Source organism: Aromatoleum evansii (assembly GCF_012910805.1).
Lineage (GTDB): Bacteria > Pseudomonadota > Gammaproteobacteria > Burkholderiales > Rhodocyclaceae > Aromatoleum > Aromatoleum evansii.
This window is the reverse complement of the sequence record NZ_WTVK01000067.1, coordinates 1-20,685: the sequence shown is the minus strand read 5'-3', so window position 1 is coordinate 20,685 and position 20,685 is coordinate 1. Positions and strand designations below refer to the sequence as shown.

At 67.1% G+C, this 20,685-nt stretch carries 21 protein-coding genes; 10 read left to right on the top strand and 11 right to left on the bottom strand.

Annotation, left to right across the window (positions count from 1 at the left end; genetic code table 11):
- The first annotated feature begins 116 nt into the window (after positions 1-116).
- Both GO615_RS23655 and GO615_RS23650 read left to right on the top strand, forming a co-directional pair.
- Positions 117-1,637 (top strand): IS1182 family transposase, encoded by a 1,521-nt coding sequence (locus GO615_RS23655; RefSeq protein ID WP_169132339.1) that lies wholly within the window; start codon positions 117-119, stop codon positions 1,635-1,637.
- Between the two features lie 196 nt (positions 1,638-1,833).
- Entirely contained in the window at positions 1,834-2,445 is a 612-nt protein-coding gene (locus GO615_RS23650) for a cold shock and DUF1294 domain-containing protein (protein ID WP_169132338.1), read from the top strand.
- 42 nt (positions 2,446-2,487) lie between these two features.
- Here the strand turns inward: GO615_RS23650 and GO615_RS23645 are convergent, their stop codons facing one another.
- Positions 2,488-3,156, bottom strand: a complete 669-nt coding sequence (locus tag GO615_RS23645; RefSeq protein ID WP_169132343.1) for a DUF8692 domain-containing protein — start codon at positions 3,154-3,156, stop codon at positions 2,488-2,490.
- A gap of 405 nt (positions 3,157-3,561) precedes the next feature.
- Here GO615_RS23645 and GO615_RS23640 point away from each other — a divergent pair, with 405 nt between their 5' ends.
- Positions 3,562-4,065 carry a hypothetical protein gene (locus GO615_RS23640; RefSeq protein WP_169132337.1) on the top strand — a complete coding sequence of 168 codons (504 nt, stop codon included), beginning with the start codon at positions 3,562-3,564 and terminating at the stop codon, positions 4,063-4,065.
- Positions 4,066-4,371: 306 nt separating this feature from the next.
- Positions 4,372-4,731, top strand: a complete 360-nt coding sequence (locus GO615_RS23635; protein WP_169132336.1) for a hypothetical protein — start codon at positions 4,372-4,374, stop codon at positions 4,729-4,731.
- Positions 4,732-4,784: 53 nt separating this feature from the next.
- On the opposite strand, the gene GO615_RS23630 is transcribed toward GO615_RS23635, so the two are convergent.
- The gene (locus tag GO615_RS23630; protein WP_169132335.1) at positions 4,785-5,789 is read right to left on the bottom strand and encodes a hypothetical protein; all 1,005 of its coding nucleotides are present in this window, start codon (positions 5,787-5,789) and stop codon (positions 4,785-4,787) included.
- Positions 5,790-6,249: 460 nt separating this feature from the next.
- Between GO615_RS23630 and GO615_RS23625 the strand changes: the two genes are divergently transcribed.
- The gene (locus GO615_RS23625; protein ID WP_169132334.1) at positions 6,250-7,293 is read left to right on the top strand and encodes a 3-oxoacyl-ACP synthase III family protein; all 1,044 of its coding nucleotides are present in this window, start codon (positions 6,250-6,252) and stop codon (positions 7,291-7,293) included.
- 46 nt (positions 7,294-7,339) lie between these two features.
- Positions 7,340-8,014, top strand: coding sequence for a hypothetical protein (locus GO615_RS23620; RefSeq protein WP_169132333.1), 675 nt, complete (start codon positions 7,340-7,342; stop codon positions 8,012-8,014).
- Here GO615_RS23620 and GO615_RS23615 read toward each other — a convergent pair.
- From GO615_RS23615 to GO615_RS23600, 4 genes are all read right to left on the bottom strand, one after another.
- Entirely contained in the window at positions 8,011-8,757 is a 747-nt protein-coding gene (locus GO615_RS23615; RefSeq protein WP_169132332.1) for a hypothetical protein, read from the bottom strand. The genes GO615_RS23620 and GO615_RS23615 overlap by 4 nt on opposite strands.
- 55 nt (positions 8,758-8,812) lie before the next feature.
- Positions 8,813-9,064, bottom strand: a complete 252-nt coding sequence (locus GO615_RS23610; RefSeq protein WP_169132331.1) for a hypothetical protein — start codon at positions 9,062-9,064, stop codon at positions 8,813-8,815.
- A gap of 239 nt (positions 9,065-9,303) precedes the next feature.
- A complete protein-coding gene (locus tag GO615_RS23605) occupies positions 9,304-9,543 on the bottom strand; it encodes a PA2433 domain-containing protein (protein WP_169132330.1) in 240 nt (79 codons plus the stop codon).
- 153 nt (positions 9,544-9,696) lie between these two features.
- Positions 9,697-9,906, bottom strand: a complete 210-nt coding sequence (locus tag GO615_RS23600) for a hypothetical protein (protein WP_169132329.1) — start codon at positions 9,904-9,906, stop codon at positions 9,697-9,699.
- 203 nt (positions 9,907-10,109) lie between these two features.
- On the opposite strand from GO615_RS23600, the gene GO615_RS23595 reads away from it, so the two are divergent.
- The 4 genes from GO615_RS23595 to GO615_RS23580 all read left to right on the top strand — a co-directional run bounded on the left by GO615_RS23595 (position 10,110) and on the right by GO615_RS23580 (position 14,127).
- Complete coding sequence (locus GO615_RS23595; protein WP_169132328.1) at positions 10,110-10,619, top strand: DUF4124 domain-containing protein; 510 nt, start codon at positions 10,110-10,112, stop codon at positions 10,617-10,619.
- Between the two features lie 487 nt (positions 10,620-11,106).
- Positions 11,107-11,469, top strand: coding sequence for a hypothetical protein (locus GO615_RS23590; RefSeq protein ID WP_169132327.1), 363 nt, complete (start codon positions 11,107-11,109; stop codon positions 11,467-11,469).
- Positions 11,470-11,490: 21 nt separating this feature from the next.
- The gene (locus GO615_RS23585; RefSeq protein WP_169132326.1) at positions 11,491-12,147 is read left to right on the top strand and encodes an MOSC domain-containing protein; all 657 of its coding nucleotides are present in this window, start codon (positions 11,491-11,493) and stop codon (positions 12,145-12,147) included.
- 357 nt (positions 12,148-12,504) lie between these two features.
- Positions 12,505-14,127, top strand: a complete 1,623-nt coding sequence (locus GO615_RS23580) for a methyl-accepting chemotaxis protein (protein WP_169132325.1) — start codon at positions 12,505-12,507, stop codon at positions 14,125-14,127.
- A 9-nt stretch (positions 14,128-14,136) separates the two neighbouring features.
- Here the strand turns inward: GO615_RS23580 and GO615_RS23575 are convergent, their stop codons facing one another.
- The 5 genes from GO615_RS23575 to GO615_RS23555 form a co-directional block, all read right to left on the bottom strand.
- On the bottom strand, positions 14,137-15,489 hold the full coding sequence (locus GO615_RS23575) for a sensor histidine kinase (RefSeq protein ID WP_169132324.1): 1,353 nt from the start codon (positions 15,487-15,489) through the stop codon (positions 14,137-14,139).
- Positions 15,490-15,494: 5 nt separating this feature from the next.
- On the bottom strand, positions 15,495-16,949 hold the full coding sequence (locus tag GO615_RS23570; protein WP_169132323.1) for a nickel-dependent hydrogenase large subunit: 1,455 nt from the start codon (positions 16,947-16,949) through the stop codon (positions 15,495-15,497).
- Complete coding sequence (locus tag GO615_RS23565) at positions 16,946-17,941, bottom strand: NADH-quinone oxidoreductase subunit B family protein (RefSeq protein WP_169132322.1); 996 nt, start codon at positions 17,939-17,941, stop codon at positions 16,946-16,948. The genes GO615_RS23570 and GO615_RS23565 overlap by 4 nt, the downstream gene beginning before the upstream one ends.
- 225 nt (positions 17,942-18,166) lie before the next feature.
- Entirely contained in the window at positions 18,167-19,627 is a 1,461-nt protein-coding gene (locus GO615_RS23560; RefSeq protein WP_169132321.1) for a sigma-54-dependent transcriptional regulator, read from the bottom strand.
- A partial coding sequence (locus GO615_RS23555) for an enoyl-CoA hydratase-related protein (RefSeq protein WP_246262434.1) occupies positions 19,624-20,685 on the bottom strand: 1,062 nt, incomplete at its 5' end. The genes GO615_RS23555 and GO615_RS23560, both read right to left, overlap by 4 nt.

Sequence of the window (20,685 nt, the reverse complement as noted above, 5' to 3'; positions counted from 1 at the left end):
GCTTGCGCTTTTTGTCGCCCGCTGAAGGCAAACGTTGAGGCTGTAGAAAAACCCCGTTCGCAGCGCACGCGTCAATGCCTCCGGTATAATTCGGCAACGCCTCCCGGAGTTCCGCGATGCCCCGCTTCAAGACACCCGACTATGGTCTCAAAATGATCCCGGTGGACTTCGACCGGCAGGTGATTGCGGGGAGTTTCGAGCACGCACTCTGTCATCTGGTCGACCACGAGATCGATCTTTCCGGACTACACGCGCGCTACCGCAATGAGACGACGGGCGCGCCAGCGTTCTCCCCGGCCGTGCTGCTGAAAATCGTGCTGCTCGGGTACTCGCGCGGGTTGGTGAGTTCGCGTGCCATCGCCGCAGCCTGCCGCGACAACGTGCTGTTCATGGCGGTTTCGGGCGACAGCGCACCGCACTTCACGACGATCGCCGGCTTCGTCGCCGAGCTTGGTGACGAAGCGGCCCGGATCTTTGCCCGGGTGCTGATGATTTGCGATCGGCAAGGATTGATCGGACGCGAACTCTTCGCCATCGATGGGGTGAAGCTGCCGGCCAACGCAAGCAAGGCCAGGAGCGGTACCCGTGCGGACTTCCTGCGCGAGGCCGACAAGATGGAGACGGCGGTCAAGCGCATCATGGCCAGCCACGCCACGGCCGACATGAACGGCGAAGACCCCGAGGCCGCGCGCGCCGCACGCACCGTCGCGCGCCTCAAGACCGAGGCGGCGAAGATCCGCGCCTGGCTGGACGCGCATCCCGACGAGCGGCGCAGCGCCAAAGGCAAACCGCGGCTGAGCAATCGCACCGACAATGAGTCGGCCAAGATGGCGACCGGCAAAGGCGTGATCCAAGGCTACACCGGGGTGGCCGCAGTCGATGCGAAGAGCCAGATCGTCGTCGACGCCCAGGCGCACGGCACGGGCTCCGAGCAGGAACTGCTCCTGCCAGTGGTCGAGGCGACCGGGCCGTTCCGCACGCCCGAGACGACGATCTGTGCCGACGCGGGCTACCACTCGGAAGCGAACCTGAAGGCGCTGGCCGACAGCGGGATCGACGCCTACATCTGCGACAACGATTACCGCAGCCGAGACGCCCGTTATGCCGGGCAAGCGAGTCACAAGGCGAAGCCCGATCCGCTGTGGGACAAGCGGAAGGTGGACGGGAAGACGCGCTGCTTCCGGCCTGCCGATTTCACGCTGGCCGACGACCGCTCTCACTGCCTCTGCCCGGCTGGCAAGAAGCTGTACTCGAACGGCTCGAACTGCACCTTCAACGGCTACGCGGCGATGAAGTTTCGCGGCGCCGAGCGCGACTGCGTGCCGTGCGTGCTGCGCGACCAGTGTCTGCGCACCCCCAATAAGACCAAGACGCGCCAGGTCGCCTTCTTCCAGGGCAAGCGCGCCGGTGAAGAGAGCCACACCGAGCGGATGAAACGGCGGATCGACACCGACACGGGCAAGCGCATGATCACCGCGCGCTTTGCCACCGTCGAGCCGGTCTTCGGCAATCTGAGAAACAACAAGCGGCTCCATCGCTTCACCTTGCGCGGCCGATGCAAGGTCGACGGGCAATGGAAGCTCTACTGCCTCATGCACAACATCGAGAAGCTGGCGCACCACGGGTATGCGCAATGAGGGCGGCACGCCACGGCAGCATGCCGCTCCACATACAGGGCGACAGCGTGCGAACGACGGAAACCGATCGTATGACGGAATCAGGCTGACCCGGACCGCAACATGACGAACAAGTCATCGTCGGCTATCGCCGACATCGATCGCTTGCCCGGAAATCGGGTTTTTCTACACCGTCGTTGGAGCTGAACTAGTCATCATGCGAATCGACGGCACTGTAAAGACCTGGAACGATGATCGAGGCTTTGGTTTCATCGAACCGCTGCACGGAGGTCAGGAGATCTTCGTACACATCAAGGCCTTTGTCTCACGGTCCGGCCGACCCGAGGTTGGTCAGCGCGTGACATTTGAAGTTGAAATGACTCCAGATGGGAAAAAACGCGCAAAGCGTGTCGAGGTAGTCAGAGCCAGACGCCAGAGTGTCCGAGTGCGAAATGACAATCCTGCGCAATGGGGCACGGCAACGCTGTTCGCAATTCCCGCGTTTTTCGTTCTCTTTACCATCGTCGCGTATTTCTGGAAAGTACCGGGCTGGGTCGCTGGTCTCTATCTCGGAACGAGTGTGGTGTGCTACGTCGTGTACGCCGCAGATAAGCGGGCGGCGACTGCCGACCGCTGGCGTGTCAGTGAAGACACTTTGCTGGGACTGGGGCTTATTGGTGGTTGGCCCGGTGCAATCGTCGCCCAACAGGTCGTCCGCCACAAATCCAATAAGGCCACATTCCGTGCCAAATTCTGGGTCACTGTTATCGTGAACGTTCTAGCGTTTCTCGTTCTCAGTTCGCCGCTGCGAGCCATGCTACTGGCTTGATCTTGGGAAATAGGGGACAGACCACGATTTCCCCGTGTCCGGTTACGCAACCTGCGACGCGCCACGGGGCGCACCCTCACGCGTGACCGAGCCCGGCACGCCCGACAACGCCCCCGAACCTGCACGGAAGAAATATCCAAGCCAGCTCACGACCCCCACGAACTTGGCGCTGTCCTCGTAGAGGTATGGGTTGATTCCCGCCGGATTGGCGAGATCGAGACCGACCGAGACCGCGAACGCGGCGAACGCGATGGCGAGCAGGATGTAGTCGGTCCGCAGGATCAGGCGCCGGAAACTGACCAGGTGGAACAGCACGAAGGCCGCGTAGGCCACGAACACGCCCTTCTCCGGAATGCCGAGGGACGGGAAGAATTCCTCGTGCAGCAGGAACAGATCGTCGAAGGCGAGCACCACCGTCAGCAGCCCCGACACGAGCAGGAAGCGTCGCTCCTCCTGTGCGTCTGATCGCGCCGCGAGCAGTCGCGCGCAGAAAAAGCAGATGGCCGCCGCACCGGCCCAGACGAAGATCCCCAGTTGCGAGAGGAAGCCGGTGTAGGCCGGCACGCCGGCGATGCTCGTCACGTCCGACGTCAGCAAATGGATCGGCACCCCTTTCCACACCCGCAACAGCAGCACGATCCCGATCGGGACCGCCGACGCCGCCGCAATCAGTGCGATGGCCGGAAAACGGGAGCGTAACTGCGCCCGCATGGGCAATGGCGGGCTCATTGATTGCATATCCATCTATTGCGAATTGAAGATCGCCGATCATAACCAGCGCCCCGTTCCATGCGACTGCGCGATTGAAACAAAAGATAGGAACCGTAAATCGGGGACTGACCACGATTTCCCGATTCGTGGCAGGTGGGGAGACGGAAGTCCGCCGCACATACGTTCGCCGCATGAGAAGGAAGCCGTACGAATCGTTCAGCCCGCGGAACGAAGTGATCTGTCCCCAATTCTCCCCCGCACCACGCCGAAGCAGCACCTTGCCATCCCTGCCGCCCCCATCCACACTGAGTACGTTCCGCACCAGATCGCTGCCGCGGGATCAGGGGAAGTCGAATTCATTCGTCCGGCTGCACAACCGTTTGCATCTCTACCGATGACCAGCTGATGAAAGCTCTACTGCGGACGTTCTCGATCTTCCACGGCGTCATGGCAATTCTCTTTGCCTGTGCAGCACTGATGCTCATCGTCATCGCCGCCAAGGTTGGCTGGCTGGCGTTTGCGGGCGGATTGGACCGCGGTAGTGCTCAGCAGATCATCGAAGCGATCGGGCTGCTGACGGTGGCAGTCGTGGCACTGCAGATCGCACAGACCATCGCGGAAGAGGAGGTCGTTCGCGACGCGCACATCAGCGGACCGACGCGCGTACGACGCTTCCTCTCGAGATTCCTCGTTGTCGTGGTCGTCGCTTTGGTCATTGAAGGCCTTGTCGCAACGTTCAAGGCTGCGAGCGAGGATGCGTCGCACATGGTGTATGCAGCTTCCATCGTGCTCGCCGCCGGAGGCCTGCTTGCCGGTTGGGGGGTATTCATACGCATGAATCGCTACGCGGAGGAACTCGAACCCGAAGCCATGGCGGAAGCGAAGCGCGAGGACAGGAAGCTCAAGTAGCTGCGCTAATCCCCCATGAAGCGGAGGAATCGGGGACAGACCATGGTCCCCCATCGCTATTTTCCTTCGCAAGGATCGATGGCGTGGTCTGTCCCCGGTTTTTGCAAAGCGCGCGCCGCCCACGCAGCGCCCATATCGCCCGGCGTCGCGTTGAAGTCCGGTATCCCCCGGCCTAGACTGCATTTACGGAACGAGTGGTGCAGCCGCCGCGCTTCGTTCATCTCCCGGGACAGGAAACTGCGTGTGCGCTGCCGGATGGAACTCAGAGCGCTCGAGTCCGTTGCAGCACCACCCAGGAGGCGGAAAATGAAGATCAAGCAGATTTCGCTGCTCGTGGCGGGATGCGCGGCTCTCCTGGCGGCACCGGTGGGTGCGGCCACTTTCGAGAGCGGCTCCGACGCCGCGTTCAACAGGATGGTTGAGACTCTCATGGCCGGAAACGCCGACACGGGTTCCGGCTGGTTCAATTACTACGTCGAACGGCTCAACCAGGACATTGCATTGCGCGAGGGCACCGAACCGTACGGCGCGGCCGGTCCGAATGGGCCGTTGAGCGGTTTCGAGGGCTACATTTCGGGATTCCGGATGCCCGATACGGGTTCGCGCTGGTTCAACGACTACGTCGAAGCCATCAACCACATCATCCAGGAAAGGCAGGACCAGTAAGCTCAAGGAGCCGGGCCGCGAGGGGGCCTTGCCGAGCGGCTCGTCGGTCGCTGCTACCGATCTCCGCGGGGCCCCGCCGGACCGCCGGCAACCCTGGCGGACGGTTGCGCGCCCGCGGTTTCCTGTGTCGTGCTCGCCTTGCCGCCGCGTTCTGCAACGGTCGGCGACGCCTCGCCGGCGAGGCCGAAGAGGGCGAGGATTTCGCGGGGCAGCCGTTTGTCCGGGCTCGCGGCCAGCCAGTCATGCAGGTAATCGGCGAACGGCTTGCCGGCGCTGGCCTTGTCCGGGTTGAGGTACTTGATCGCCTGCCAGTACTCGGGGTGGGCCTCGAAGAGCGGGAGCAAGGTGGTCGCCACCAGTTCGTTGTCCTCCCGTGCGTAGGGATTGCTCTGCAAGGATGCCTGGCGGGCCGCGAACCACGCCGGGAACGACTGGTCGGCGGCGAGGTAGCGGTGGCGCTCCGACAGCAGGCGGCGGGCGTAGCCGGCCAGCGCCTGATCGTAGCCGAGCCAGTTCTTCGTCGGCGCACTGCTCGCCCATTTCACCGCCAGCTGCTGAAGGACGAAGAGCGACGCGGTCTCGCACAACGACTCCTCGAACCACTGGTTGTGCTCCGCCACCCGTTCGGCGCTCTGCGCCTTGTGATCGAAGTTGGTGAACACATGGCACAGCTCATGGGCGAACTGGTAGGCGTATTGATACCAGCGCTCGTCGCGCGCGGTCAGTTGAATCACGTATTCGCCGTCGCTTCGCTGCTCATACAGCACCTTCGGCGATCCGGCGCGCGGGACGACGCGAATCGTGAGCTCGCCGGCGCGGGGCGAATCGACCGCGGCGAGAAACTCGCGGGCGACGGCGTCGAGGAAGACCTGGATGTCCTGCGTCGACGCCTTGCCCCAGTCGCCGGGCGCCACCTCGATGTTAAGCGGCAGGTCGCGGGCTTCCCGCTTCTTGGCGAGACCGAGCGGATCGCGGTGGTTGAACTTGCCCTCCATCGCCATCGTCGGCACTGCAAGATGGGCGCCCAGCACCATTGCCGCGAGATGCAGCAGGCGCATTCGGCGCCGATTGCTTCGCCTCGGCAAGGCGGGAAGGGTGGACGTGCTGAACTTCATGGCATGGTCCCGGGAGGATCGCTCGGCCCCTCGATTGCGCCACGGCGTGGGGCATCCCCGGCGCGCGAAGGTGAGCCTCATCCAAGCATAGGAAATGCGACGCCCACACCGCAAGGAACGACTGGGAAATGTGGTCTGTCCTCTATACGTGTCCCGCCCGCCGAAGCTGAGGCAGACTACTGCCGCTGTCTTTCCGGGCAGGTCATGGCCGCCTGACTCGAACACAGCGACCTCCGGGAACCTCGGGGCGATTCGTGCACTTGTGGAGCCGGCTTCGATAGCCTGACGCCTGCCTTCGGTCCGCGTCGGTCCCGGCGAGCGGCGGGCGCCAGGTTGCACCGCCCATCACGCCTTGCTAGCCTGTGGCCGCCCACGCTCGGGCGCGCCTCGATGCCGTACCCTCATGAAGATCCTCTCCCTCTCCGCGCAGATCCCGTCGCTGCGGGTCGACAACGACGACATCCTCGCCGGCATCGCGGCGCACAACGCCGACCAGCCGCGGGAGCGCGTTGCGCGCTACGAGCGGGAGGTGGCCTACCTGCTCGGCCGAACGGGATCGCAGACGCGCTACCTGCGCGACCGGGCGGCAGGGGAAACGGCGCTGGGGCTCGCGCGCAAGGCGGTGGACGAGGCGCTGGCGCAGGCGGCGCTCGCGCGCGACGAGATCGACCTCCTGATCTACTGCGGCGTCGGGCGTGGGTTCCTGGAGCCGGCGAACGCGTATTTCTTCGCCGATGCGATGGGGCTTGCCTGTCCCTGCTTCGACGTGCTCGACGCGTGCATGAGCTGGGTGCGGGCGCTGGAGATCGCGTCGAAGTATCTGGCGGGGGGCGGCTACCGTCACATCCTGATCGTGAATGCGGAATTCAACGCCTACGAGTGCGGCTACCCGGAGATCCTGCGTATTCCCGCGCCGGAAGCGCTGAACCATGCGTTCGCGGCCTTCACGATCGGCGAGGCGGCGACCGCGACCATCGTGTCGCACTCGGACGATCCGTGGTCCTTCCGTTTCCGCGCGCTGCCGCAGTGGGCGGGGCTGTGCGCGATTCCCCTGCCGGGGCATCGCGATTTCTGTGCGCCGGACGCCACGCCCTGCACGGAGGGGGAGCACCGCTTCGTGTCCTTCGGCACGCGCCTGTTCGAGGTGGCGGTGGGCGGACTCGGGGAGCTGATCGGCGAGTGCGTGGCGGACGTCGCGCAGCCGGACATCTGGTTCCCGCACAGCGCGGCGGCCGGCCCTTATCCGCGCGTCGCCGCGACATGGGGCATAGATCCGGGCAAAGTTTATCTGGACTCCTTCCGTGAATATGGCAATCTCGTATCCGCGTCGATCCCTGCCGCGATCCGGCATGCCGCGGCCCGGGGCCGGTTGAAGTGCGGAGACCGCGTGGTGCTGTGCCCCGCGAGTGCGGGGATGGTGCTGGCCGTGGTGCAGTTCACGTTCTAGGCGCCGCGCGCGGCGTCCGTCGAGCTTCGAGCGCAGGAGGTCGCACATGGAACCCGAGAAGAAGAGCGCGTTCACCGGCCTGCTCAATCCGGTGGTGCTGATCCCGCTGATCATCATCTTCGGCGTGTTCGCGCTGATCGGCGCGGCGATCTTCGGCATCGACAGCGGGGTGCTGGGCAGCATGGCGCGGCTGGAGTTCGCGCGCGGGCTGATCACCTATCTCTTCGCCGTCGTGACGATCGGCACAGCGGTGGTACTGGTGGTGTCCGCGCTGTCGAGCGGCACGTCCGAGGAGATCGAGAAGCGCTTCCAGCGCGGCAAGGAAGTGCTGTCGCTGCTGCTGGGCGTGTTCGGGACCATCGTCGGCTTCTACTTCGGATCGGAATCGCAGATCGGAAGCCGCGCCGAGTCGGCCGCCCTGCCCCGCCTGACGCCAATCATGCTGAGCCCGGCGCCGGCACGCGCAGGGGAGGATGTGCGGATCACCGCTGCGGTCATCGGCGGCATCCCGCCTTATCGCTACCGCCTCACGCTGGGCGAACGGACGCTGGCCGAACAGCAGGCGGTCAAGGAAGGGGGCTGGATCGTCACCGACACGAAGGCGCCGGCCGTGAAGTCGCCGACCGCGCTGGAAGCGGTCCTGCGCGTCACCGACGCGGCCGGCCAGGCGACGGAAACCGTCGGCAAGCTCGAGGTGCTGCCGCCCGAGGGGGTGCGCTAGCGCAGCGATATCGGCGGGTGCCGGACCTTCATCTCGCGTTCGACCCCGCCCAGCACGCGGTAACGCACGAGGATCCCGTCGCCACTGAGTTCGAACTCGCGGATCGCCGCGCCGAGCGGTCCGACGAAGGGCTGGAAGACGCCGGACGGTTCGTGCAGGGTGCGCAGACCGACGTGCGCGCGCCGCTCGGGCGTGGCGACGATGTCCAGCGCCATGTAGGGCTGGTAGTCGTAGCGCCCGGTGAAGATCGGGTAGTCCGCCACCTGCACGGTCGCGTGGCGCGGATAGCCGACGATGAGCCGCCCCCGCCCGAGCAGCATGTAGCGCATCGCGAGCGGTGCGTCGGGCTCGCCCGCGACCGTCGCGCGCACCATCCACAGGCCGTGGATGTCGAACTGCCGGTCGACCGCCGCCAGTGTCGTCTCGTCGAGGAACAGGACACAGGGGCCGTCTGCGGCAAACTGCGGGTCGGAAAACAGGTCGAGCGGCCCCACGCCGAGGGCGGCGGCACGCTGCAGGACCGGCGCCAGCCCGGCCGGATCGACCTGATGCACACGCGCCGGGTCGACGCCTTCGCGCTGCACCACGGCGTCGAAGTGCCCGCCGAGGGCCAGCTGCAAGGCGTCGCGCGACACGACCGGGAACTCGGCGCACAGAACATCGAGCCGGGAGGAGCCCCAGATGTCCGCCGCGTGGGCGGTCGCGGCCAACATGAGGAACAGGGACGCGGCTACTGTCCTCACTGTCTTCGAGCCTGGAACGGGAATGGTCGGCTGTCGCTTCTTTTCGGCCTGCGCTTCATGCCGGCACGTCCACCGCGACCGGTCTTCTGTCGACGATACTGGCCGCGAAGAACGTCTTCCACTGGCCGGGCGCCGCGGCCCACAGCTGTTGCTCGTGCTCGGCATGGGTGCCCTCCTTGCGGTACCCGCCCAATGCGACGAGTGCGCCACAGGGAGTGATCTCCAGCCTGTCGGCATAGACGTAGACCGCGTCGCCGTCGCCCTTCACGCACCAGTAGTGGATCCCATAGTCGTTGGCTGAGCTCATGATGACCTCCATCGCTGCCGCGCAGCGCGTCGCCGCAACCGGTGCGATCCGGCGTCCGGAGGGCCTGCGCTTTTTGACCAACCTCCCCTAGATAAGATAGGTCAAGGATCGGGGTCGTACCATGAACCCCTGTGGTGCTTTCTGTCGAACTGCCGGCAGCCGGATTGCGCGGGGCGGGTCTTGTCTCTGGCGCCCTCCCGCCTTCACGGCGACCAGGACCCACCCCGTACTCGCTCAGCTCAGATGCCGAGAATCTTCATCGCCTTGCCCAGGGTGTCGACGGATTCCTGATGCTTGCCGGCCTTGTGCTGGGCTTCGCCGTCGGCACGCAGCTGCTTGACTTCACTCATTTGCGCTTCGCTCAGCTTGGGGCTGGCGGCGAGGGCGGCGTCGATCTTCTTCATGTCGGCGGGGCAATGCATGGCCAGGGCGCTGCCGGAGAACAGCGCGGCGAGGGCCAGGATGACGAACTTTTTCATGGGGATCTCCTCGGGGACAACGCGGACGAAGATGCCTGCGTATGAGCTGAACAGGTCGACGCGCGAGTTTATTCCGAAGCCCTGCGACGGCAGAAACCCGGCGTTGCAGGCCGCCCTGCCGGCCACGGCGGGCTGCGCGCAGACGCGCTTTGCCTATTCCGCTTGCACGGTAGAGTCCGTTCCACCTCGCGGGCTCGGCATGAAGTTCACGCGGTAGCGTATCGCTTGCCCGCATCGATCGAGCGTCCAATGTTCCACGTACTGCTTTGGTCGCCGGCTTCTCTCGATCAATTCGGTGTCGGTGATCCTGTGATTGGCGCAGTCCGGGGACTTCGCGCTGTCGAGCATGACGATCGTGCTCATGACGGCTTGCTGCAATGGTGGCGTTGCGCCGCTTTCGCCAACTAGACGCCCGGACGCGGCCATGCAAGGGCGGCCCTGGGCTCATGCCGCGTGCGGGTCGGGCGACAAAGATGTCCCGGCATGTATCGGGCGCCTTGCTCTGAACGAAAGAACGCGCACAATGGACGGTCAACGCGACCAACCAGTCATCCGCGGAAGCTGCGATGAAGGCATTGCTGCGCCCCCTCGTCCTCACGACCCTCGCGTGGGCAGTCCCCCTGCCCGCTACCGGCGAGGTGTTCAAGTGCGTCCTGGCCGACGGCAAGGTCATCTATCAGGATTCGCCCTGCGCCGGCACACATAGCCCGCGCCCACTCCACATCGAGACCGGTCGCCCGTCGGTTCGGGACGAACAGGATGCCGAGGAGCGCGCTGCCGCTGAACGACAACGCTTGCGGCAGTTGGAGGAGGCGCGCGAGGACCAGGAGCGCGACGCCGAATTGGAGCAGGAAGCCCGCCGCAAACGTGAGGCCCGGGAACCGCCGGAACCGAGCCTCGAGGCCCGATGCGCGGACTACATCAAGCGCGCCGAACAGCTTGAGAAGCCCCTGGTCCCGCAGCAACAGAAGTATGAGATCGAGCTCAGGAGACGGGGCGACGATGCGCGGTCGCGGCGCGAGAAGGCACGGGCGCTCCGCGACAAGTACTTCACCGAGTGCCTCGGGCGGTATTGATTCGGAATGGCAATCGTGGTCGGTTTGCCATTTCGCTTTTCGCAGCACCCGCACGACGCATCGGACACCACTCCGGACGGCCACCCATGGATCTCATGAGCGGACTGGAACGCCGCACGGTCAAGGCGAACGGTATCTGGGGAGAGTTCGGCGTGCAGCGGTCGGCGCGCGGCGCGGGCCCGGCCACACCTGAGGTTATCTTATGTTTTCAAATATTTAGATTGCCATAGGCGCCCACGGCGCGTATCGTACACGGCGCGATTTCCAGTAGTGTTGCTGTCTTGTTGGTCTAATGTCCGCAGTTCTGCGGCGTCAATTCCCCCTTCTCAGTTCGCCTTCTTGATCTCGCCTCACCCAGAGGCTCTGCCCGGCATCATCAAGTAACGGCTTGGTCCCTCCCCGCACGCGGCGTGTCTGCCCGTGCACTTCATTTCGGCGTGGCCGCAGCGGCCGGGACCCGCCGTTTCATCACGACAAGGAGCACACCATGCTAAGCCCCATCCAGCGAACCGAACTCAGGACCTATTACTACACCCCCGTGCATTGCCCGTTCTGCGGCACGCGTGTCATGGGGGCCGACCCGGCTGACGAGACGCGCATTACCGCCTGCGCGCACACCTTGTTCATCGCCCATGACACGGCTTTCGAATACCGCTCCGAGCGTTTCGACCGCAACCTCGATCTCGACGGCCTGACCGAGAAGGAGGTCGAGGAGCGTTGGAGCGGCGAGGAAGGCGGTGTCGACGGCTTCACCAACCAGGTCACACTGGCGGACGCAATCAAGGTTGCCGCCTACGCACCGGCCCCGTCCGCCTACGGCTCTTACTACGGATTCGCGCCCACCGAGTGATCCGTGCAGTAGCATGGCGCGATGCACACCCTGATCGACCACGTATTCGTCGGCGCGTTGCGCCCGCTGCCGCCCGAAGGCCAGCTGACGGGCATGTTCAAGCAGCCGGTCGACGGTCCCGTCGCCGTCACGGCCGAGGGCCTCGCCGGCGACCGCCAGGCCGACCGGCGCTACCACGGCGGCGCGGAGAAGGCGCTGCACCACTATCCCGCCGAGCATTACGCGCGCCTGGCGCTGCGCTACCCCGAACGCGCCGCGCTGTTGCAGGCGGGCGTGCTCGGCGAGAACCTGTCGACGCGGGGCTGGACGGAAGAGTCGGTGTGCATTGGCGACCTTTTCCGCATCGGCACCGCCCTTGTCCAGCTGAGCCAGCCGCGCCGACCATGCTGGAAGATCGACCACCGTCTCGATAGCGAGGGCGCCTCGCTGTTCGTCGCGCAGGAGGGGATCACCGGCTGGTACTACCGCGTGCGCGAAGCCGGCACGATCGCGGCGGGCGAGGTCTTCGAACTGGTCGAGCGCCCTAACCCGGCGCTGAGCGTCGCCGCCTTCATCGGTGCGACCCAGGCGCATCGGCCTGAGCCGGCCGCGCTGCGCGCCATTGCCGCCGCGGCTGGCCTTGCTCCCGAATGGATGCGGCGCCTGAGCGAACGTGCGGACTGGCTCGAACGCTCGTGACGCACCCAAGACCCGGCGTTTGCTGCCCCTCTGCCGGAAACCGCGAAGGTGCACAGGCGGCTTTTCCTGCTTCGCTTGCAGGGTAAGGTCTGCTCCCCCTCGCGGACTCCGCGGGAAGGTCACGCGATAGCGGCCCAACCAGAAGTGCATCGCTTGGTCGCTCGGCGGTTTCGCTGGTTCTCGGTCGGCATTCACACTGGCAATCGCAGTCAAGCGCCGATTCGCCGCGGTTTGCTCACCCACCCTAAAGTTTTCCGCGAAGCCCACCGTTACAATCCGTTACCGTTCAACCACCATTGAAAGCGGCGGCAAACCAGCCGTTCCTTTCGCCGCTTCACGCAGATCAGGAGCTCCACCATGACCCTCACCATCCGGCAGAAGGTCTTCGGCACCGCCTTTGTCGCCGTCCTTGTCACTCTGGGGGTCGGATTGATCGGCTACAACGCGATCGTCCGTCTGACCGACGCGAATGACCTCTCCGCGACCTACGCGGAAGCCATCCGCCACCACGTCGAGACGGACATGTTCCACGATGCGATCAACAGCGACGTGCAGGCGGCACTCCTCGCCGGCCTGCGCGAAGACGCGGACGGGCACAAGCAGGCGCTGGCCGACGTCAGGGAGCACGCGGCGGCGATCACGGCCAACGTCGGCGCGCTGGCCGAACTGCCGATCGCGCCCGCGATCAAGGCATCCATCGCCGACGCCCGGCCGGCGCTCGAGACCTACACGCGCGGCGCCGAAGCGCTGGTGGCGATGGCGCTGGAGCAGAGGGAGGCGGCCTTCGAGAAGAAGGGCGAATTCGACAAGCAGTTCACCGAGCTCGAGGCTGCGCTGGAGAAGGTCAGCGACCACCTCGTGGAACAGACCAAGCGCTCGCGCGACGAGGCGGTCGCGGCCGCAGCGGGGCAGAAGCGCCTGGCGATCGGGGCGCTGGCCGTGGCCCTGCCCCTGCTGTTGCTCATGAGCATCCTCACCGTGCGCAGCATCAGCCAGCGCTTGCGCAGTTTGCAGACCTTCATGGCGGATCTCGCATCGGGCGAAGCGGATGTGCGCAAGCGGCTGCCCACCGAAGGCAATGACGAGATCGCCGGCAGCGCGACGGCCTTCAACGCCTTCATGAACACCTTGCAGCAGATCGTGAAGGACGTCAGCCGCAACGCCGAAAGCCTCGACACCGCGGCCAGGGAGCTCGCCGCATCGGCAAGCGAAACGGAGAAGCGCGCCTTCTCGCAGAGCAACGCCTCGGAAACCGCGGCGGCCACCATCGAGGAGCTGTCGGTCAGCATTGCGGCGGTCGCCGCCAGCGCGGAAGAAGTGCGCACACTTTCGCAGGGCGCCCGCGACCGCACGGAGCAGAGCCGCGAGAACCTCGACCGCCTGATCGCGGAAGTGAGCGCGATCGAGCAAGGGGTGCGCAACATCGCGAGCTCCGCAGCCGCCTTCATCGAGAGCACCTCCGTCATCACGACCATGACGCGTCAGGTGCGGGAGATCGCCGACCAGACCAACCTGCTGGCCCTTAACGCGGCCATCGAGGCCGCGCGGGCGGGCGAACACGGACGCGGCTTCGCGGTGGTGGCGGACGAGGTGCGCAAGCTGGCCGAGCGATCGTCGCATTCGGCGGTGCAGATCGACGAAGTCACGGCCAGCCTGGGCGAACGCTCGTCCGAAGTGGAGGGCGCGATCCGCAACTGCCTGCTGGCGCTGGAGAAGAGCCATGCCTGCGTGGACAGTGTCGTGGATAGCCTCGGCGGTGCGGACGGATCCGTGACCCACGCCGCGGCCGGCGTCGATGACATCGCACAGGCCGTGCAGGAACAGCGCATCGCCAGCCAGGGCATCGCCCAGAACGTCGAGCAGATCGCGCGCATGGCGGAGGGCAACCACATCTCGGCGAAGGAGTCGGCCACCGTGGTCGGAACCTTGGGCGAAACGTCGGCCGAGCTGCGCGAGCTGGTGTGCCGCTTTCGCGCCTGAGGCGCGGCGTCAGGTGCCGGCGAGCGGCAGCTCGACGGTGAACAAGGCGCCGCCGTCAGGGTGGTTGGCCGCCGACAGCCGCCCGCCGTGGCGCTCGACGATGCCGTAGCTGATCGCCAGGCCCAGCCCCGTGCCCATGCCGACCGGCTTGGTGGTGAAGAAGGGGTCGAAGATGCGGTCGAGGATCTCGGCCGCGAGGCCCGGGCCGTTGTCGTGGAAGAGGACGCGCACGCGGCCGTCGCTGCGTTCGGCGCGGATGTCGAGGCGCGGATCGGCGCGGCCGGCGGTGGCGTCGCAGGCGTTCTGCACGAGGTTCATGACGACCTGCTGCATCTGCCCGGATGAGCCGGTGAGCGGGAGTTCGTCGGGCAGGTCGACGTCGACACGGAAGTTGTCGCGCGCGGCCTTGCACACCCAGCGCACGGCGCGCTCGACGACGTCGCGCAGGTCGAAGGGGCGGTTCTCGTCGCGGTCGATCGCGGAGAAGCGCTTGAGGCCGTCGACGATGTCGCGCGTGCGCTCGGCGCCTTCGATGGTGCCTTCGATCAGCGGCGGTAGGTCGGCGACGATGCGGTCGATGCGCAGTTCCGCGCGCAATTCCGCGAGCGCTGCGGGCGGCTCGCCGGCATGTACGGCGGCGAGGTAGCGTTCCAGCCGTTCGGCGTAGCGCTTCAGCGCATGCACGTTGCCGAGCACGAAGCTGATGGGGTTGTTGAGTTCGTGTGCGACGCCGGCGACCAGGCGCCCGAGCGAGGCCATCTTCTCGGAATGCAGGAGCTGCTGCTGCGTGCGCTTCAAGTCTTCGTGGGCCTGGCGCAGCGCGTGGTAGGCCTTGCGCAGTTCCCCGACCGGGCGGCCGGTGATGACCATGCCGAGCGACTTGCCGACGGCGCTGAAGCGCGGCGTGCAATTGAGCGACACCGGCACGGCGCTGCCGTCGGCCGCGCGCAGCGGCAGTTCGCAGTCGTGCACGGCCTGCTGGCCAAAGCTGCCGAGGAGTTCGCGGGCGCGGTCGTGCGGGACGTCCTCGGCGAAGAGGTCGTGGATCGGCCGGCCGCGCAGCTCGCCGGCGTCGCGGCCGCAGAAGTCGACGAGCGAGCGATTGACGTCCTCGATGCGGCCGTTGCGATCGCACACGACCATGATGTCGGACATCGAGGTCAGCACCGACAGGATGAACTGCTGCGATTCCTCGAGCTTGGCGTTCTTCTCTTCGAGGGCGACTTCGTACTGCAGCAGGTCGGAGTAGACCTCGTCCATCTTGTGGATGACGTCCATCCACATGTCCTCGTCCACGGCGATCAGCTCGCCGGGGTGGCCGGTGTGGCCGGGGGTCTTGTCGGGGGGCGGCTGCTCGCTCATGGTTTTCAGTGCACGGTGCACACCATGCAGGGGTCGAAGGAGCGGACGACGTGCTGCACCGCCAGCGGGACGGCCTCGCCCTCCGCTACCGGGGTGCCGACGAGGGCCTGTTCGAGCGCGCCTGGCGTGCCGTCGGCGTCGCGCGGCGAGAAGTTCCACGTGGTCGGGGCGACGACCTGGTAGTTGGCGATGCGGCCCTGGCGGATCACCAGCCAGTGGCCCAGCGCGCCGCGCGCGGCTTCGACGAGGCCGACGCCCTGCGCTTCGTCGGGCAGCGGGCCGTGGTGGCAGAAGGCTTCCCCGGGTTCGATCGCGCGGATCCAGCTTTCCATCGCCGGCACGACGCGGGCGAATTCCAGCAGGCGCGCGACGACGCGGTTGGCGACGTTGCCGCCGCTCGTGGCGACGAGTTCGCGGATCAGCGGATGGCCGTCGACGACCTGGCGCGCAAGCGCTCCGCATTCGACCACTGCGCCCTTGAGGCGCGGCGCCTTGCACCAGCTGTAGGCACCGGCGCGTTCGATGTCGACGCGGGTGTCCCCCTGCCAGGGGTGGAGCGCGTGCGCATCGGCCATCCAGGCGTGGCTCGCGTCTTCGGCGACGTCGGTGTGAGCGACCGGGGCGAGCGTCGCGCCGGGCGCGTGCCACACGCCGCGCGCGAAGAGCGGGGAGCCGGCGAGCGGGTAGTTGCCGTAGCTGAGGAAGCGGTCGGTGGCGCGGCCGAGGCGATCGAGCGCGAGGGCGTCGGCGATCTCGAGGAAGAGGCGGAAGTCGCTGGACGCCGGGGCGCGGGCGGCTTTCCAGGCCTCCAGCGCGGCGATCGAGTCGAGCGCGGCGATGGCTTCGAGGCTGTCTCCGAAGAGCCGGCGTTCGAGCCAGCCGCGGAACTGGCGCAGCAGGGCGTGCACGCGGATCTTCTCCGAGGCGCCGATCGCGCGCGCGGAGCCGCCGGGCTGCAGCGTGAGGCTGTGCGGCCATTTGCCGGCGAGGAGGCCGAGGATCTGCAGGAAGGCGGCGCGCGCGGGCAAGGCATCGGCGGTGGCCGAGCCTTCGACGGCCTTGAAGCGCGCGCGCGCGGCGTCGAACCACGGCCGGCCGGCGTAGGCGTCGCGCGCGAAGTCCGGCATGAAGAAGAGGTAGAAGTGGGTGAAGTGGTCGGCGAGGTTCTCGTTCGCGAGGATCAGGTTCGCGGCGAGTTCGCCGTTGGGCGGCGGCGCGAGGCCCATCGCGTCGCCGAGCGCGCGGGCGGCGGCGGCCGACTGCGACACCGAGCAGATGCCGCAGATGCGCGGCACGAAGACGAGCGCGTCGCGCGGGTCCTTGCCGAGCAGGATCTGCTCGAAGCCGCGGAACAGCGGGGAATTCACGTGCGCGGCGGCGACGCGGCCGTCCTGCACGTCGAGGGTGACTTCGAGGTCGCCTTCGACGCGGTTGAAGGGGCCGACGATGAGGCGAGTCATTTCGGCCTCGCCTTGCGCAGCGCCGGTGCGACGACCGGATGGTCGACGCGCGCGTTGTCGCGCACGCGCTTCGGCGTCGCGGACTTCGACAGCGCGGCGAGCGCGACGAACCAGGCCTTGGGCATGTCGGAGGGCAGGCCGATGGGGATGCCGGCGACCTTGGGCGTGGTCGCGAAGGGGTGGCCGGGTTCCTCGAAGCCGGGTTCGGTGCAGGCAATGCAGGCGTAGCCGCCGGTGATGCAGGAGCCGCCGCCGTTCCACGGCCGCACGTTGCAGTCGGCATGGGCCTGGGTGCCCATGCAGCCGAGGTTTTCCATCAGGCAGCCGAGGTCGGAGGCCTTCTCGGCGCTGGCCTTGAACTCGTAGAACTCGTTGCGGCTGCAGCCGTGGTGCACGAGGTGGTCGGCGTAGAAGCGCGGACGGCCGAGGGCGTCGAGGCCGTCGGGGCCGAGTTCGCCGAGCGCGAGGCCGAGCAGTGTCTCGACGACCCACGCGGGGTGGGTCGGGCAACCGGCGACGTTGATCACCGGCCAGCCGGCGACGGAGCGGTAATCGGCACCGAGCAGGCCGCCGCGGGTTTCGCCGTCGTATTGCAGGCCGCAGGCTTCGGCCGGGTTCATGCCGCCGGCGGTGATGCCACCCCAGGCGGCGCAACTGCCGATCGCGAGGGCATGTTTGGCGCGGGCGGCGAGGTCCCGGACCCAGTCGATCATCGGGCGGCCGGTGCCGGCGAGCATGTGGAAGCGGCCGGTGCCTTGCGGGCCGCGCAGCATGGAGCCTTCGACGCAGAGGAGGTCGACGGCGGTTTCGCCGCGGACGCAGCTTTCCAGGATCTCGATGACTTCGGCGCCGGTTTGCTCGGACAGCGCCGGGTGCCACAGGAGCTTGATGCCGGCGTCGCGCAGCATGGCGACGAGGTCGCGCGAGTCGTGGCACAACAGGGACATCGTGCAGCCGCCGCAACCGCCGGATTGGAGCCAGAGGAGGTTCATGGCTGTTTTCGTGCTCTTTGTTCCGTCGAATCCGCGCCCGGCTGGGGGTGTTCGGCCGCGTTACATGCCTGTGGGAGCGGCTTCAGCCGCGAATCGGCGCCCATTCGCGGCTGAAGCCGCTCCCACGGAATCGGGCCCGCGCCAGATGCCGTTTCGGCCGTGCGGGAAAGCGAAACGCATGCCGCCAACCCGCCGCCGGTACGACGGCGTTGTCCGTCTCCCATCTCAATTCGTCTCCAGGCCATAGCGCGCAAGCTTGCTGCGCAGGCCGACGCGCGACAGGCCGAGTTCCGCCGCGGCGCGGGTCTTGTTCCAGCGGTGTCGGATCAGGCTTTCCTTGACGATGCGGGCCTCCAGCGCTTCGAGGCGGGTCTTGAGGTCGCCGTCGAGGCCGGCCAGGAGCTGGAGTTCCGGTTCCTGGTGGTCTTCGGCGGCGCGCAGCACGCGCGGCGAGAGGTGGGCGGCGGAAAGCCGGGGGCCGTCGGAAAGCGCGATCATGCGCAGGACTTCGTTGCGCAGCTCGCGCACGTTGCCGGGCCAGCGGTAGGCCTGCAGGCAGGCGAGGACGTCGGTGCCGAGCGGCTCGAACTCGCGGCCGAGGGATTGGCGGGCGCTGTCGACGTATTGCTGGGCGATGAGCGGAATGTCCATGCGGCGCTCGCGCAGCGGCGGCACGGCGATGGTGATCGCGGCGAGGCGGTAGTAGAGGTCTTCGCGGAAGCGGCCTTCGCGCACGTCGGCTTCGAGGTCGCGGTTGGTGGCGGCGATCACGCGCACATCCACCGCGACGGGGCGCACAGCGCCGACCGGGCGGACTTCGCCTTCCTGCAGCACGCGCAGCAGCTTCACCTGGAAGGCGGCGGACGTTTCGCCGATCTCGTCGAGCAGGATGGAGCCGTTGTCGGCCTGGCGGAAGAGGCCTTCGCGATCTTCGTGCGCGCCGGTGAAGGCGCCGCGGCGGGCGCCGAAGAGTTCGGATTCGAGCAGGGTGTCGGGCACGGCGCCGCAGTTCTCGACGACGAAGGTCTGCTCGCTGCGGCCGCTGCCGTAGTGCAGCGCGCGGGCCAGCAGCTCCTTGCCGGTGCCGGATTCGCCGGTGAGGAGCACCGGGATGTCGAAGTCGGCGACCTTGGCGACGAGCGCGCACAGGGCGTTCATCGGTGAGTCGGGGGCGCGCAGCAGGGCGTCGGCGCCGAAGCGGCGGCGCGCAGTGTCCTTCTTGCCGGCGACGCGCTGGCGCAGCACGGGGCTGGCGACCTTGAGGTCGAGCGACAGGCGCTGGTTCTCGCGCTGCAGACGGTGCATCTCGGCCGCGCCGCGCAGCATGAGCAGCAGCTGTTCGGGTTGCCAGGGCTTGAGCAGGTACTGGTAGATGCCGCCGTCGTTGATGCTGGCGATGATGTCTTCCGAATCGGTGTAGCCGGAGATGATGATGCGCACGGCGTCGGGCCAGCGTTCGCGCACCTGGCGCAGCAGCTGCACGCCGGAGGTGCCCGGCATGCGCTGGTCGGAGAGCACGATCTGTATCCACTCGCGTTCTAGGATCGCGAGCGCTTCATCGGCCGAGGACGCGGTGAAGACCTCGAAGTCCTCGTCGAGCGTGCGGCGCAGGGCCTCCTGCGAGCGGACTTCGTCGTCGACGATGAGGACGGTCGGCAGGGCGCCGGCGGGGAGGCGGCTCGTCATGCGGCTTCGGCCTCGTCCGGCACGCGCCAGCCGAGGTCGCGGTGGCGCGCGAGGTGGCGCGGGGTCCAGGATTGCGGGCTCTTCATCACGAAATGGTAGCGCGCGACGTGGTAGCTGGGGTCGAAGCCGTAGAAGTTGCGGCGCATCGCGGCGAGTTCTTCGTCGCGGTAGGCGGAGAGCGGCTTGTCGGCTTCGTCGGCGGCGCGCCGGGAAGCCTTGGCGGCGATGCGCTCGGCGAGGGCGGGATCGGCCGCGAGCGCGGCGGCGTGGCGGGCGATTTCGGTCTCGAAGGTGGGCAGGTCGGGGCTGAAGGTGGCGTCGACCAGGCCGAGGGGCTTCGCATCTCGCGCGAGCAGCGGCAGACGGTTGGCCATGATGCGGCGGCCGGCTTCCGTGCCGACGCGGCGCGGCAGCAGGTAGGTCCAGTATTCCGAGCCGAACAGATTGCCCATGTTCTTGTAGTGCGGGTTCAGCACGATGCCGTCGCGCGCCCACACGTAATCCGCCGCGAGCGCGAGGAAGCAGCCCCCTGCCCCGGCGTTGCCGCGCAGCGCGGCGACCGTGAGGCGGTCGGTGAGCGTGAGCAGCGCGAGGCAGACGTCGTCCATCGCGTTGATGTTGGCCCAGGATTCGTCCGCGGGGGAAGCGGCGGCCTCGATGCGGTTGAGGTGGATGCCGTTGGACCAGAAGTCGCGCCCGCCTTCGAGGACGAGGACGCGGGTCGGGCGGGTCGCCGCGAATCGGATCGCGGCGGTGAGGCGGCGGCATTGGTCGGTCGCCATCGCACCGTTGTAGAAGTCGAAGGCAAGGAAGCCGATCGTGCCGTCGGGACTTTCGCGGTAGCGCAGTTCGCTCCAACGGGGGTCGGTCGCGTCGCGCATCAGGGGGATGGCGAGTTCGGGCAGCGCGGCCGATTCGGCGGCGAAGGCGACGGTCGCGGGGAGCTTGAAGGGGTGCTCGTGGTCGGCGCGTTTGACGTGGCCGATCCAGACGGCGCCGTCGGTGGTGGCGCGCAGGAGGGCGCCGTCGCGGCGGGCGATGAATTCACCGGGTTCGGC

Coding starts and splice junctions, on each gene's coding strand:
- GO615_RS23655 (WP_169132339.1), top strand. CDS start 117: ATGCCCCGCTTCAAGACACCCGACTATGGTCTCAAAATGATCCCGGTG.
- GO615_RS23650 (WP_169132338.1), top strand. CDS start 1,834: ATGCGAATCGACGGCACTGTAAAGACCTGGAACGATGATCGAGGCTTT.
- GO615_RS23645 (WP_169132343.1), bottom strand. CDS start 3,156: ATGCGGGCGCAGTTACGCTCCCGTTTTCCGGCCATCGCACTGATTGCG.
- GO615_RS23640 (WP_169132337.1), top strand. CDS start 3,562: ATGAAAGCTCTACTGCGGACGTTCTCGATCTTCCACGGCGTCATGGCA.
- GO615_RS23635 (WP_169132336.1), top strand. CDS start 4,372: ATGAAGATCAAGCAGATTTCGCTGCTCGTGGCGGGATGCGCGGCTCTC.
- GO615_RS23630 (WP_169132335.1), bottom strand. CDS start 5,789: ATGCGCCTGCTGCATCTCGCGGCAATGGTGCTGGGCGCCCATCTTGCA.
- GO615_RS23625 (WP_169132334.1), top strand. CDS start 6,250: ATGAAGATCCTCTCCCTCTCCGCGCAGATCCCGTCGCTGCGGGTCGAC.
- GO615_RS23620 (WP_169132333.1), top strand. CDS start 7,340: ATGGAACCCGAGAAGAAGAGCGCGTTCACCGGCCTGCTCAATCCGGTG.
- GO615_RS23610 (WP_169132331.1), bottom strand. CDS start 9,064: ATGAGCTCAGCCAACGACTATGGGATCCACTACTGGTGCGTGAAGGGC.
- GO615_RS23605 (WP_169132330.1), bottom strand. CDS start 9,543: ATGAAAAAGTTCGTCATCCTGGCCCTCGCCGCGCTGTTCTCCGGCAGC.
- GO615_RS23600 (WP_169132329.1), bottom strand. CDS start 9,906: ATGAGCACGATCGTCATGCTCGACAGCGCGAAGTCCCCGGACTGCGCC.
- GO615_RS23595 (WP_169132328.1), top strand. CDS start 10,110: ATGAAGGCATTGCTGCGCCCCCTCGTCCTCACGACCCTCGCGTGGGCA.
- GO615_RS23590 (WP_169132327.1), top strand. CDS start 11,107: ATGCTAAGCCCCATCCAGCGAACCGAACTCAGGACCTATTACTACACC.
- GO615_RS23585 (WP_169132326.1), top strand. CDS start 11,491: ATGCACACCCTGATCGACCACGTATTCGTCGGCGCGTTGCGCCCGCTG.
- GO615_RS23580 (WP_169132325.1), top strand. CDS start 12,505: ATGACCCTCACCATCCGGCAGAAGGTCTTCGGCACCGCCTTTGTCGCC.
- GO615_RS23575 (WP_169132324.1), bottom strand. CDS start 15,489: ATGAGCGAGCAGCCGCCCCCCGACAAGACCCCCGGCCACACCGGCCAC.
- GO615_RS23570 (WP_169132323.1), bottom strand. CDS start 16,949: ATGACTCGCCTCATCGTCGGCCCCTTCAACCGCGTCGAAGGCGACCTC.
- GO615_RS23565 (WP_169132322.1), bottom strand. CDS start 17,941: ATGAACCTCCTCTGGCTCCAATCCGGCGGTTGCGGCGGCTGCACGATG.
- GO615_RS23560 (WP_169132321.1), bottom strand. CDS start 19,627: ATGACGAGCCGCCTCCCCGCCGGCGCCCTGCCGACCGTCCTCATCGTC.